Consider the following 12,773-nt stretch of genomic DNA (forward strand, 5'->3'; position numbering starts at 1 on the left):
CCCCGCGCCCGCGCACAGCACGGGATGGCAGGCTTGGGCCCATGCGTCCACGACCGTTCGCCCTCCTCGCCGGGATCCTGCTCACGGGTGCCCTCGCCGCCGCGCCCGCCTCCGCCGCCGACGGCACCGGCGACAAGGGGTTCACGATCACGGACCCGCGGATCACCGAGTCCAGCGGTCTCGCCGCCTCCCACCTGCACCCCGGTATCTACTGGACCCACAACGACAGCGACGACGGCCCCTACATCTACGCCGTCGACAGCGCGACCGGGAAGACCGTCGCCACGGTGACGCTCAGCGGCATCGGCAGGCCCCGTGACGTGGAGGCCATCTCCATCGGACCCGACAACCAGATCTACGTCGGCGACATCGGCGACAACCTCGACGGCAGCTGGCCGTACGTGTGGATCTACCGGCTGCCCGAGCCGAAGGTCCTCCGGGACCAGACGGTCAGGGCCACGCAGTACATCGTCAAGTACGCCAACGGCGCCCGGAACGCCGAGTCGCTGATCGTCCACCCGAAGACCGGCCGGGTGTACATCATCGACAAGAAGGAGGACGGCGGCCACCTCTACGAGGGCCCGGCGACCCTGTCCTCCTCCGGCACCAACGTCTTCAGGCCCGTGGCCACCGTCGACCTGTGGGCCACCGACGCGGCCTTCTCACCCGACGGGAAGCAACTCGTCGTCCGCGGCTACTTCGGCGGCATCTACTACGACTGGAACGGCGGCCGGATCAAGCGCGAGGGCCGGCTCGACGTGCCGCTCCAGAAGCAGGGCGAGTCCGTCAGCTACTCCGCCGACGGGACCAGGCTGATGTACGGCAGCGAGGGCTCCGACAGCCCGGTGCAGGCCGAGGACGTGCCGGGCGGCGGCCCGTCCGGCACGTCGTCGTCCGGCGGCGGGAGTTCGTCCGCCTCGGGGGACGGCGGCACCGCGAACGGCAAGGTCAAGGTCGGCGCCGTCGCCGTCGGGGTCGCCGTGCTCGCCTTCCTCGGGCTGCGCCGGCTGCGGCGCACGCCCGGCCGCCGGCACTGACCTGGCGTCCGTCCGGGTGTCACCCGGACGGCCCACCGGGGCGGCGGCACCGGGCCGGTCCGCGCAGCCTGGAGGGGTTCCCGCGGGCGGGGACGGCAGGCCGTGACCGTCCCGCGCCGCACGGAACGGGAGCCCCCATGCGCCGTACCGCCCCGCGCCCGGCCGGGAAGATCTGCCTCATCACGGCGGCCCTGGGCCTGACCGTCCCGGCGCCCGCCACCGCCGCGCCCGCCCCGGTTCCGCAAGCCCGCTCGGTGACTCTGCCGGTCGACGGCACCTTCGCGGGCCCGCGCGAGAAGGTGCGCCTCGCGGGCACCCTCGTCGTCACCGTCGTCACCGCCCCGGACGCGGCCGGCGGCGGCACCGCGCGGATCGTCAGCGGCCTGGACGACGCCGAGGGCACCGGCGACCCGAGCGGCGGGACGTACGGCCTGGCCGGTACCCAGCGGGACAGCCTGCCGTTCTCGGCGGCGGCCACCACGACCCTCACCGTGCGGCCCGCCCTCGTGCTGACCTCACCGGCCGTCCCGCCCGCCCCGGCCGTGCAGCCGGACCGGGTGCGGCCCGTCATGGTCTCGGTGACCGTCACCGCCGACGGCGTGATCGGCGCCGTCACGGCCGCGGTCGGCCCCCCGGCGTCCTGAGGGCCCGGTGCGCGGAAGGAGCGGAGAGCGGTGCCGTACGTCTTGACGGGATGACGGTGTCTCAGTTTCCTGGGAGGTGCGCGGTGCATGGGAGCGCTCCCATATTCCGCCACCGCGCTCCCAGTGGAACTCCGAGAGGAACAGCCGCATGTTCCGCTTACGCACCCTGCGAAAAGCCCTGTGCGCTGCCGCCGCCGCCCTCCTCCTGCCCTTCGCCGCCGTGCACAGCGCGCACGCGGCGACCGCCCCCGGGGCCGGCTACTGGCACACCAGCGGCCGGCAGATCCTGGACGCGGCCGGGCAGCCGGTCCGGATCGCCGGGATCAACTGGTTCGGGTTCGAGACCGCCAACTACGTGGTGCACGGCCTCTGGTCGCGCGACTACAAGAGCATGATCGACCAGATGAGGTCGCTGGGCTACAACACCATCCGGCTGCCCTACAGCGACGACATCTTCAAGAGCACGGCCGTCCCCAACGGCATCGACTTCAGCGGCGGCAAGAACGCCGACCTCCAAGGGCTGAACTCGCTCCAGGTGATGGACCGCATCGTGGCCTACGCCGGCCAGGACGGCCTCAAGGTCATCCTGGACCGGCACCGCCCGGACGCGAGCGGCCAGTCGGCGCTCTGGTACACCGCGTCGGTCCCGGAGTCCACGTGGATCGCCGACCTGAAGGCCCTGGCCGGGCGGTACGCGGCCGACCCGACCGTCATCGGCATCGACCTTCACAACGAGCCCCACGACCCCGCCTGCTGGGGCTGCGGGGACACCTCCGTCGACTGGCGGCTCGCCGCGCAGCGCGCCGGGAACGCCGTGCTGTCCGTCAACCCCGCCCTGCTGGTCTTCGTCGAGGGCGTGCAGACGGTCGACGGCGTCTCCGGCTGGTGGGGCGGCAACCTGATGGGCGCCGGGCAGTACCCGGTGCAGCTGAGCGTCCCCGGCCGGGTCGTCTACTCCGCCCACGACTACGCCACCAGCGTGGCTCAGCAGCCCTGGTTCAGCGACCCTTCGTTCCCCGCCAACATGCCCGGGATCTGGGACAAATACTGGGGCTACCTGTTCAAGCAGAACATCGCGCCGGTGTGGGTCGGCGAGTTCGGCACCACGCTCGCCTCCACCGTGGACCAGAAGTGGCTCACCGCGCTGGTGAGCTACCTGCGGCCGACCGCGACGTACGGCGCCGACTCCTTCCAGTGGACCTTCTGGTCCTGGAACCCGAACTCCGGTGACACGGGCGGGATCCTGAAGGACGACTGGCAGACCGTGGACACGGTGAAGGACGGATACCTGGCGAGCATCAAGGCACCGCTGTTCCCGGGCTCGGGCACAGGGGGCGGCGGCGGTGGCGGTGGCGGGGGCACGGGCGCCTCCTGCGCGGCCTCCTACACCGTCAGCAGCGACTGGGGCAGCGGCTTCAACGCCGACGTCAAGGTCACCAACACCGGTACGGCCGCGATCGGTTCGTGGACGGTGACCTGGACGTGGAGCGGCTCGCAGCAGGTCACCAACATGTGGAACGCCACCTACACGCAGAGCGGCCAGAAGGTCACCGCCGTGAACGCCGCGCACAACGGGTCCGTCCCCGCGGGCGGTTCGGTGAGCTTCGGGTTCGGCGGCGCGCCGGGCGGCTCGGGAGCGCCGAGCGTGACCTGCTCGGCCGGGTGAGATGACACGAGGGCGCCCGGCGCGGTGCACCGGGCGCCCTTCACCGTCGTACGGAGGTGATCAGAGCTTCTCGATCACGTAGTCGACGCACTTCGTCAGCGCCTCGACGTCGGCCGGGTCGATCGCCGGGAACATCGCGACGCGGAGCTGGTTGCGGCCGAGCTTGCGGTACGGCTCGGTGTCCACGATGCCGTTGGCGCGCAGCACCTTGGCGACGGCCGCCGCGTCGATCTCGTCGGCGAAGTCGATCGTGCCGATGACCTGCGAGCGCTGGGCCGGGTCGGCGACGAACGGGGTGGCGTACTTGCTCTCCTCGGCCCAGGTGTACAGGCGCGTCGAGGAGTCCTTCGTACGGGCCGTCGACCAGTCCAGGCCGCCCTGGCCGTTCAGCCACTGCACCTGCTGGTCGAGCAGGAAGAGGGTGGCGAGGGCCGGGGTGTTGTACGTCTGGTTCTTGCGGGAGTTGTCGATCGCCGTGGGCAGGCTGAAGAACTCCGGCACGTGCCGGCCCGACGCGTGGACGCGCTCGGCGCGCTCGACCGCCGCGGGGGAGAAGACACCGATCCACAGGCCGCCGTCGGAGGCGAAGGACTTCTGCGGGGCGAAGTAGTAGACGTCGGTCTCGCTGACGTCGACCGGCAGGCCGCCCGCGCCGGAGGTGGCGTCCACGAGCACGAGCGCGCCCGGGTCGGCCCCGGCCACCCGCTCGATCGGCATGGCGACACCGGTCGACGTCTCGTTGTGGGTGAACGCGTACGTGTCCACGCCGGCCTCGGCCTGCGGCCGCGGGTGGGTGCCCGGGTCGGCGGCGATGACGGTGGGGTCGGCCAGCCAGGGGGCGAGCCGGGCCGCCTTGGCGAACTTGGACGAGAACTCGCCGAAGGTCAGGTGCTGCGACTTGGCGTCGATCAGGCCGTGCGTGGCGACGTCCCAGAACGCGGTGGACCCGCCGTTGCCGAGGACGACCTCGTAGCCGTCCGGGAGGGAGAACAGGGCGCTGATGCCCTCTCGGACCCGGCCGACCAGGTTCTTCACCGGGGCCTGGCGGTGGGAGGTGCCCAGCAGGGAGGTACCGGTCGCGGCGAGCGCGTCCAGCGCCTCCGTCCGCACCTTGGAGGGGCCAGCGCCGAAGCGTCCGTCGGCGGGCTTGATGTCAGCGGGGATCTGGATGTCAGCCACGGGGCCGAGCGTAGTGGCTGGAGGAAACCCGGTCGAAATGTAGTCCGTCGGGTGAGACGGGCGGGTGTGGGCCGTCCGCCGGATCCGGTTTCCCCGGCCGTCCTCCCGCGTCACCGCCGGGAGCGGCGGGCAGACTGGGAGGCATGGTCGATCTGGAGGCTGAGCTGCGCCGGGCCGTCCGGGGCGAGGTGGGGTTCGACGTCACCTCGCGGGCGCTGGTCACCATGGACGCGTCCAACTACCGGCGGGTCCCGGCGGGGGTGGTGGCGCCCCGGGACGCGGACGATGTGGCGGCCGTCCTGGAGGTGTGCCGGGCGCACGCGGTGCCGGTGGTGGCGCGGGGCGGCGGCACCTCGATCGCCGGGCAGGCCACCGGCACCGGCGTGGTGCTGGACTTCACCCGCCACATGAACCGGCTGATCGGCCTGGACCCGGTCACCCGTACGGCCGTCGTCCAGCCGGGTCTGGTCCTGGACCGTCTCCAGGAGGCCGCCGCCCCGCACGGTCTGCGCTTCGGGCCCGACCCCTCCACGCACAGCCGCTGCACGCTCGGCGGGATGATCGGCAACAACTCGTGCGGCTCGCACAGCGTGGCCTGGGGCACCACCGCCGACAGCGTCCGCGAGCTGGACGTCGTCACCGCGCGGGGCGCCCGGCTGCGTCTGGGCCGGGACTGGGCCGGCGCGCCGCCGGGCCTGCGCGAGCTGGTCGACGGCGAACTGGCCCGCCTGCGCACCGGCTTCCCCGACCTGCCCCGGCGGATCTCCGGCTACGCGCTGGACGCCCTGCTCCCCGAGCGGGGCGCCGACGTGGCCCGCGCGTTCTGCGGCAGCGAGGGCACGCTCGGGATCCTCACCGAGGCCACCGTCCGGCTCGTCGAGGCACCCCGCGCGCGTGCCCTCGCGGTCCTCGGCTACGCCGACGAGAGCGCCGCGGCGGAGGCGGCGGCCGGACTGCTCGCCGCCGCCCCGCTGACGGTGGAGGGCATGGCCGCCGACCTGGTGCGGTCCCCGGCCGGACTGCCGCGCGGCGGCGCCTGGCTGTTCGTGGAGACCGGCGGGGAGACGGCCGCGCAGGCACGCGCGCGCGCCGAGGCCGTGGTCCGCGCGGCGGACGTCCTCGACGCACTGGTCGTCACCGACCCGGCCGGGCAGCGCGCGCTCTGGCGGGTCCGCGAGGACGCCTCCGGTACGGCGACCCGGATGCCGGACGGCAGCGAGGCCTGGCCCGGCTGGGAGGACTGCGCGGTGCCGCCGGCCCGACTGGGCGCCTACCTGCGGGACTTCAGGAGCCTGCTGGCCACGCATGGCCTGCGGGGCACGCCGTACGGCCACTTCGGGGACGGCTGCATCCACGTCCGCATCGACTTCGACCTGCTCGACGCGGCGGGCGTGGCCCGCTTCCGCCGCTTCTCGGAGGAGCTGGCGGACCTCGTCGTCGCCCACGGCGGCTCGCTCTCCGGGGAGCACGGGGACGGCCAGGCCAGGGCGGAACTGCTGCCGCGGATGTACGGCGCGCCGACGGTGGCGCTGTTCGAGCGCGCGAAGGGCCTCTGGGACCCCGACGACCTCCTCAACCCCGGCATGCTGGTCCGGCCCGCCCCGCTGGACACGAACCTGCGCTTCGCCGTGCTGCCCCGCGAGCCGCTGCCGGTGGCCTTCGCCTATCCGGCCGACGGCGGGGACTTCTCGGCGGCCGTCCGCCGCTGCGTGGGCGTGGCGAAGTGCCGGACGACCGAGGCGTCCGGCGCGTCGGTGATGTGCCCGTCCTTCCGGGCCACCGGCGAGGAGGCGCACTCCACCCGCGGCCGGGCCCGGCTGCTGCACGAGATGCTGGCGGGCGAGCTGGTGACGGACGGCTGGCGGTCCACGGAGGTACGGGACGCGCTGGACCTGTGCCTGTCCTGCAAGGGCTGCCGCACGGACTGCCCGGTCGGCGTGGACATGGCCACCTACAAGGCGGAGTTCCTGCACCACCACTACGCCGGGCGGCGGCGTCCCGCGGCGCACTACAGCATGGGCCGGCTGCCGCGCTGGCTGAGCCTGGTGGCCCGGACCCGCACCGCCGGCCTGGTCAACGCGCTCGCCGCGCTGCGCCCGCCGGCGGCGCTGGCCGCACGCCTCGGCGGTATCGCGCCGGAGCGGGAGTTCCCGCGCCTGGCGCGGGAGCCGTTCAGCCGCTGGCTGCGGCGGCGCGGACGCGGGCGGGACCGGGCCGCGCGCTCCGGCGGCGGGCCGCGGGTCCCGGCGCCGACGGCCTACCTGTGGCCGGACACGTTCACCGAGCACCTGTCACCGTCGGTGGGCCGGGCGGCGGTCCGGGTGCTGGAGGCGGCGGGTGTGACGGTGGCCGAAGTCCCGGCACGGCCGCGGCCGTTGCGGGACTCCCGCCCGTGCTGCGGGCTGACGTACGTGTCGACGGGCCAGCTCGACGAGGCGCGGGCGGTGCTGCGCCGCACCCTCGACCTGCTGGGCCCGCTCCTGCCGCCGGATCCGGACGGCGCGCGGCAGGCGCCGGTGTTCGTGGTCCTGGAACCCAGCTGTGCCGCCGCCCTCCGCGCGGACCTGCCGGAACTCCTCCCGGACGACCCGCGGGCGGCCCGGCTGGCGGCGGCGGTGGTCACCTTCGCGGAGGCGCTGGAACGGCTGGCCCCGGAGTGGACCCCGCCCCGCCTGGACCGCCCGGTCACCGGCCAGACCCACTGCCATCAGCACGCGGTGCTGGGCGACGCCGCCGACCGCCGGCTCCGCGAGGCCGCCGCGCTGACCGGCGACCTGGTCGGCGGCTGCTGCGGCCTGGCCGGCAACTTCGGCTTCGAGAAAGGGCACTTCGAGGTGTCGAAGACCTGTGCGCAGGAGCGGCTGCTGCCGGCGGTGGCCGCGGCGCCCCGGGAGGCGGTGGTCCTGGCCGACGGCTTCTCCTGCCGGACGCAGCTGGAGCAGCTGGCCGGGGTGCGGGGGAGGCATCTGGCGGAGGTCCTGGCCGAGGCCCTGGAGCCGGACCGGGAAGGGAGGCGGCCGTGACCGGGATGGGCGTGGACCGGGTGGCGGTCCTCTCCGACGTCCACGGGGTGCTGCCCGCGCTGGAGGCGGTCCTCGCCGAACCGGACGTCTCCGCGGCCGACCGCATCGTCCTCACCGGCGACATCACGGCGGGTCCGCAGCCGGGCCGGGTGATCGAGACGCTGCGCGAGCTGGGCGGCCGGGTGCTGTGGCTGTCGGGGAACGCGGACCGCGAGCTGGTCGAGTACCGCCGCGGCCTGCGCACCGCGATCCCGGACCCGATCGGCCCGTTCGCCGCGGACGCGCTCACCGCCGGGCAGGTCGACTTCCTCGCCGCCCTGCCCAGGACCGCCACCCTCACGGTGCGCGGCCTGGGCCGGGTCCTGTTCTGCCACGCGACACCCCGCGACGACGAGGAGATCGTCCTGGTCGACTCCTCGCCGGAGCGCTGGGCCGAGGTGTTCACCGGGCTCGACCCGGCCGTCACGACCGTCGTCTGCGGCCACACCCACATGCCGTACACCCGGCTCGTCCACGGCCGCCTGGTCGTCAACCCCGGCAGCGTGGGCATGCCGTACGGCCGTCCGGGCGCCCACTGGTGCCTGCTGGGCCCCGGAGCCGGCCTCAGGGTGACGCCGTACGACATCCCGGCGGCGGTGGCCCGGCTCCGCGCCGAGAGCGCGTACCCGGACATCGCGCACTGGGCGGACTTCTACCTGAACGCGCGGGTGACCGACACGGAGGCGCTGGCGGCGTTCGGCCCCGGCGACGGACGGGCGGCGGCCACCGGGGCGGGGTAGCGGCGGCCGCGGGCGACGGCAGCTGCGCGGACGGGGTAGCGGCGGCCGGGGTGGACGGCGGGCGCGAGGACGGGGCGGCGGCATTCGCGGCAAGGGTTCCGACACGCCCGCGGCCGGGGACGCGGAAACGATTCCGGGCAGGTCCGGGTCTGTTCTGCTTGATGCCGTCGCCGTCGACCGGCTGCCCGACCGCCCAGGAACCCCCCGAGGAGCCCTCGCCCATGACCTCAGCCGCCGCCCGCCTGCACCTCCGGCCCGTCTCCCGTGCCGAGCACCTCGCCTTCGCCGACTCCCGCCGCCCCTCCCCGAGCCACCTGCAACTGCCGTCCTGGGGTGACGTGAAGCCGGACTGGCAGGCGGAGAGCCTCGGCTGGTTCGACGGGGAGGGGCGGATGGCCGGGTCCGCGCTGGTGCTGCTGCGGGCGCTGCCCAAGGTGAAGCGGTACCTGGCCTACCTGCCGGAGGGGCCCGTCATCGACTGGCACGACCCGGAGCCGGAGCGCTGGCTCGACCCGCTGCTGGCCCACCTGAAGGGGCGCGGGGCGTTCGCGGTGAAGATGGGGCCGCCCGTCGTCGTACGGCGGTGGAGCGCGGAGGCGGTGAAGGAGGCGATCGCCGACCCGGCCGCCCGGCGGCTGCGGGACGCCCCGCCGACCTCGGAGGAGCCAGGTGCCCTCGCGCTCGCCGAACGGCTGCGGCGGCTGGGATGGCGGCAGGCCGCGGACGGCGGCGAGGACGGGTTCGCGGCCGGGCAGCCCCGCTACGTGTTCCAGGTCCCCTTCGCCGGGCGGTCGCTGGACGACATCCGCGGCGGGCTCAACCAGCAGTGGCGGCGCAACGTGAAGAAGGCCGAGAAGGCCGGGGTCAAGGTGGTCCGCGGCAGCTACGAGGACCTGCCCGCCTTCTACACGCTGTACACCGAGACCGCCGGGCGCGACCGCTTCCTGCCGCGCCCGCTCGCCTACTTCCAGCGCATGTGGACCGCGCTCACCGCCGAACACCCCGACCGGATGCGCCTCTACCTCGCCCACCACGACGGCGAGGTCCTCGCAGCCGCGACCATGCTCACCGTCGGCGACCACGTCTGGTACTCCTACGGCGCCTCCACCGGCCGCAGGCGCGAGGTCCAGCCCAACAACGCCATCCAGTGGCGGATGATGTGCGACGCCCACGAGGCGGGCGCCGCCGTGTACGACTTCCGGGGCATCACCGACACCCTGGAGGAGTCCGACCACCTGCTGGGCCTGCTCCGCTTCAAGGTCGGCGCGGGCGGGGAGGCCGTCGAGTACCTGGGGGAGTGGGACTTCCCGCTCAACAGGCTGCTCCACAAGGCGTTCGACGTGTACATGGGCCGCCGCTGACTCCGCGGGGCGTGACCTGCGGCGACACCGGGCGCGCCCGGCCGGCGGCCAGGACAGCTCCATAAGGGCTTCACGCGCCTGTCCAAGTCCATTACCCTGGACTGAGCAGTGCACCGCAATGAACGACGAGCTTCCTGGACCGCCCGTGACCACCCCCAGCACCTCACAGCCGACGCCCACCACCGGGTCCGCGCCCGCCGCTGCCGTCACCGCCGCCGACGGCGACGGAGCGCCGGGCCGCCTCGGCTCGCTCGGCCCCGTCGGGCTGGTGCTGGTCGGCGGGATCTCCGTGCAGTTCGGCGCCGCCGTCGCGGTGACCCTGATGCCCCGGGCGGGCGCGCTCGGCGTGGTCTGCCTGCGGCTGTTCGCGGCCGCCGTGATCCTGCTGGTCGTCTGCCGGCCCAGGCTGCGCGGCCACTCCCGCGCCGACTGGGGCACGGTCGTCGTCTTCGGCATCACCATGGGCGCGATGAACGGCCTGTTCTACGAGGCCGTCGCCCGCATCCCGCTGGGCCTCGCCGTCACCCTGGAGGTGCTCGGCCCGCTCGCCCTGTCCGTGCTGGCCTCCCGAAGGCTGGTCAACGCGCTGTGGGCCGGGCTGGCCCTGGCCGGCGTCTTCCTGCTCGGCGGCGGCGACTTCAGCGGCCTCGACCCCGTCGGCGTCGGTCTGGCCCTGGGCGCCGGAGCCATGTGGGCCACCTACATCATCTTCAGCGCGCGCACCGGCCGCCGGTTCCCGCAGGCCGACGGCCTCGCCCTCGCCATGGCGGTCGCCGCGCTGCTCTTCCTCCCGCTGGGCATCGCCGAGGCGGGCGGCAGGCTCCTGGACCCGACCACCCTGGCGCTCGGCTCGTCCGTCGCCGTCCTGTCCTCCGTACTGCCCTACACCCTCGAACTCCTCGCCCTGCGGCGGCTGCCCGCGCCCACCTTCGCCGTCCTCATGAGCCTGGAACCGGCGATCGCGGCGACGGCCGGATTCCTCATCCTGGACCAGGCCCTGTCGGCCGCCCAGGCCGCCGCGGTCGCCCTCGTCATCGCCGCCAGCATCGGCGCGGTCCGCACCCAGGCGGGGCGCCGCGGGCGGGCGGCGGCCGGGCTGCAGGAGGCGGAGGCGGCGGTCGCGCTTCAGGAAGCGGGGAAGGGCAGCGCGTCCTGATAGCCGTTGGACGGCTTCGGGATCCTGCGCACGCTCTGGGCGTCCAGCGCGACCGGCGCGGACCGGGTGCCCAGCTTCCCTCCGGGGTGCCAGTTCCCGGTGACCGACACCCAGGTGTCGGCCGGCGGCACGCTGCTGCCGTAGATCCGCACCTTCACCGACTGCGCGTCGGCGGCGCAGCACGAGATGATGATCCGGGTCAGGTCCCAGCTGCCGCCGCCCGCCACCGGCGTGACCAGCCCGCTCATCCGCACCGTCCGCCCCTTGATGGCCAGCGAGCGGTCCTGCTGCACCCGCGTGGTGAAGTCCGTGAGGGTGATCGGCAGCGGTGAGGTGCGCGGCAGCGGGTCGAAGCCGTCCCGCTGGTCCACGACCTTCGCGGGCTGCCGGGAAGCGGTGTACGCGCCGAGCGCCGGCGGGGCGTAGAAGAGCAGGCTCAGCGCGGGCAGCAGAAGCAGCCAGGCCACCCGGGGCACGGCGGAGTGGTCGTGGCCGTGGTGCCCGGCACCGTCCGTGCCCGCCGCGCGTCCCCTCCGCCCCGCCGCCTCCGCGATGCCCAGCACCAGCAGCACGAACCCGGACCCGACCAGCAGCGGCCGCATCCCCGGCTTGACGTAGCGCAGGCACACGTCGGTGAAGAGCGAGGCGTGCAGCAGGCCGAGCCCGCTGAGGACCAGCAGCGTCACCTGAAGCGGACGTCTCACAGCAGCACCCCTGCGACCAGCACACTGCACAGGACCGCGACGACCGTCGTGGCGGCCGAGAAACGGACCGCGAAGGCCCGGCCGAACGTGCCCGTCTGCAGGGCGATCAGCTTGAGGTCCACCATGGGCCCGACCACCATGAACGCCAGCCGGGCGGTGGGCGAGAAGCCCGTGAGCGACGACGCCACGAACGCGTCCGCCTCCGAGCAGACCGCCAGGATGATCGCCAGCGCGGCCAGGAACAGCACCGACAGCCAGGGCGAACCGGAGAAGGTGTCGAGCACCGAGCGCGGCACCGCCACGTTGAAGGTGGCCGCGGCCATGGCACCGACCACCAGGAAGCCGCCCGCCTGCAGGAAGTCGTGCTGGAAGGAGCTGCGGAACTCCGTCAGGCGGCTGTGTCCCGGCTGGTGCCCGGTGTGCCGCACGGCGGGCCGCAGCCACTCCTCACGGCCCAGCCACAGCCACAGCCAGCCCATCACCGCGGCCGTCACCAGCGAGGCGAGCAGCCGGGCCAGGACCATCAGCGGCGTACCGGGGAAGGCGATCGCGGTGGCGGTCAGCACGACCGGGTTGATCGCGGGCGCGGAGAGCAGGAACGCGAAGGCGGCGGCCGGCGTGACGCCGCGTCCGATCAGGCTGTTCGCCACCGGTACCGACGCGCACTCGCACCCCGGCAGCACCACGCCGGCCAGCCCGGCGACCGGCACGGCCAGCGCGGGCCGCTTCGGCAGCAGCCGGGTGAACACCCGCTCCGGCACGAACGCGTTGATCGCCCCCGACAGCGCCGTACCGAGCAGCAGGAACGGCGTCGCCTGCACGACCACCGCCAGGCACACCGTCTGCCACGCCTGCAGCGCGGCCTTGCTCACGCCCTGGCCGAGGAAGAAGAGCAGGGTGCCGGGGAGGACGGCGGCGGCCACCAGGAGAAGCGGCCAGTGGCGCGGCAGTTCACGCGAGAACGCGTCCGCGGCCCCCTCGCCGGCCGCCTGGCCGTGACCGGTCGCGGCGGGCTCCGCGACGACCGTCGCCTCCGCCCCCGCGGCGAATTGATCCGTCCTCCGCACGCCCCACACATCACTTCGTCGCCGGATGTCCGCATCGAACATAGGCCATCCGAACACCCCCGCCCCGACCGGGCGTCCCAAGGAATCCCCCAGGAACGGCCAGGAATGCCCCAGGGCGAGCACCGCCACCGGCCCGGACGGCAAATTCATGCAAGCG

10 protein-coding genes are annotated in these 12,773 nt (G+C 74.2%); 7 read left to right on the top strand and 3 right to left on the bottom strand.

The annotated features are described in order from the left end of the window. Positions 1-41 precede the first annotated feature (41 nt). The 3 genes from ACIQOE_RS27595 to ACIQOE_RS27605 all read left to right on the top strand — a co-directional run bounded on the left by ACIQOE_RS27595 (position 42) and on the right by ACIQOE_RS27605 (position 3,347). Positions 42-1,037, top strand: a complete 996-nt coding sequence (locus ACIQOE_RS27595; RefSeq protein ID WP_401414339.1) for a WD40 repeat domain-containing protein — start codon at positions 42-44, stop codon at positions 1,035-1,037. Positions 1,038-1,174: 137 nt separating this feature from the next. Then, a complete protein-coding gene (locus tag ACIQOE_RS27600; protein ID WP_401414341.1) occupies positions 1,175-1,681 on the top strand; it encodes a hypothetical protein in 507 nt (168 codons plus the stop codon). Between the two features lie 148 nt (positions 1,682-1,829). After that, positions 1,830-3,347 carry a cellulase family glycosylhydrolase gene (locus tag ACIQOE_RS27605; protein ID WP_401414343.1) on the top strand — a complete coding sequence of 506 codons (1,518 nt, stop codon included), beginning with the start codon at positions 1,830-1,832 and terminating at the stop codon, positions 3,345-3,347. Positions 3,348-3,407: 60 nt separating this feature from the next. Here the strand turns inward: ACIQOE_RS27605 and serC are convergent, their stop codons facing one another. Continuing rightward, positions 3,408-4,526 (bottom strand): phosphoserine transaminase, encoded by a 1,119-nt coding sequence (gene serC / locus ACIQOE_RS27610; RefSeq protein WP_351321361.1) that lies wholly within the window; start codon positions 4,524-4,526, stop codon positions 3,408-3,410. Between the two features lie 143 nt (positions 4,527-4,669). Between serC and ACIQOE_RS27615 the strand changes: the two genes are divergently transcribed. The 4 genes from ACIQOE_RS27615 to ACIQOE_RS27630 all read left to right on the top strand — a co-directional run bounded on the left by ACIQOE_RS27615 (position 4,670) and on the right by ACIQOE_RS27630 (position 10,845). After that, the gene (locus ACIQOE_RS27615) at positions 4,670-7,549 is read left to right on the top strand and encodes an FAD-binding and (Fe-S)-binding domain-containing protein (protein ID WP_401414345.1); all 2,880 of its coding nucleotides are present in this window, start codon (positions 4,670-4,672) and stop codon (positions 7,547-7,549) included. A gap of 5 nt (positions 7,550-7,554) precedes the next feature. Then, complete coding sequence (locus tag ACIQOE_RS27620; protein ID WP_399012714.1) at positions 7,555-8,328, top strand: metallophosphoesterase family protein; 774 nt, start codon at positions 7,555-7,557, stop codon at positions 8,326-8,328. Positions 8,329-8,549: 221 nt separating this feature from the next. Continuing rightward, complete coding sequence (locus tag ACIQOE_RS27625; RefSeq protein ID WP_365559261.1) at positions 8,550-9,689, top strand: peptidoglycan bridge formation glycyltransferase FemA/FemB family protein; 1,140 nt, start codon at positions 8,550-8,552, stop codon at positions 9,687-9,689. A 145-nt stretch (positions 9,690-9,834) separates the two neighbouring features. After that, positions 9,835-10,845 (top strand): EamA family transporter, encoded by a 1,011-nt coding sequence (locus tag ACIQOE_RS27630; RefSeq protein ID WP_401414347.1) that lies wholly within the window; start codon positions 9,835-9,837, stop codon positions 10,843-10,845. Here ACIQOE_RS27630 and ACIQOE_RS27635 read toward each other — a convergent pair. Both ACIQOE_RS27635 and ACIQOE_RS27640 read right to left on the bottom strand, forming a co-directional pair. Then, positions 10,815-11,549, bottom strand: coding sequence for a TIGR03943 family putative permease subunit (locus ACIQOE_RS27635; protein WP_365559258.1), 735 nt, complete (start codon positions 11,547-11,549; stop codon positions 10,815-10,817). The genes ACIQOE_RS27630 and ACIQOE_RS27635 overlap by 31 nt on opposite strands. Next, entirely contained in the window at positions 11,546-12,499 is a 954-nt protein-coding gene (locus ACIQOE_RS27640) for a permease (RefSeq protein WP_401414731.1), read from the bottom strand. The genes ACIQOE_RS27635 and ACIQOE_RS27640 overlap by 4 nt, the downstream gene beginning before the upstream one ends. Positions 12,500-12,773: the final 274 nt, after the last annotated feature.

Source organism: Streptomyces sp. NPDC091282, assembly GCF_044757385.1.
GTDB classification, from domain to species: Bacteria; Actinomycetota; Actinomycetes; order Streptomycetales; family Streptomycetaceae; genus Streptomyces; species Streptomyces gramineus.

Bases quoted from the DNA above. Each gene is read 5' to 3' on its own strand.
- ACIQOE_RS27615 (WP_401414345.1), top strand. From the start codon at position 4,670: ATGGTCGATCTGGAGGCTGAGCTGCGCCGGGCCGTCCGGGGCGAGGTG.
- ACIQOE_RS27600 (WP_401414341.1), top strand. From the start codon at position 1,175: ATGCGCCGTACCGCCCCGCGCCCGGCCGGGAAGATCTGCCTCATCACG.
- ACIQOE_RS27605 (WP_401414343.1), top strand. From the start codon at position 1,830: ATGTTCCGCTTACGCACCCTGCGAAAAGCCCTGTGCGCTGCCGCCGCC.
- ACIQOE_RS27620 (WP_399012714.1), top strand. From the start codon at position 7,555: ATGGGCGTGGACCGGGTGGCGGTCCTCTCCGACGTCCACGGGGTGCTG.
- ACIQOE_RS27625 (WP_365559261.1), top strand. From the start codon at position 8,550: ATGACCTCAGCCGCCGCCCGCCTGCACCTCCGGCCCGTCTCCCGTGCC.
- ACIQOE_RS27595 (WP_401414339.1), top strand. From the start codon at position 42: ATGCGTCCACGACCGTTCGCCCTCCTCGCCGGGATCCTGCTCACGGGT.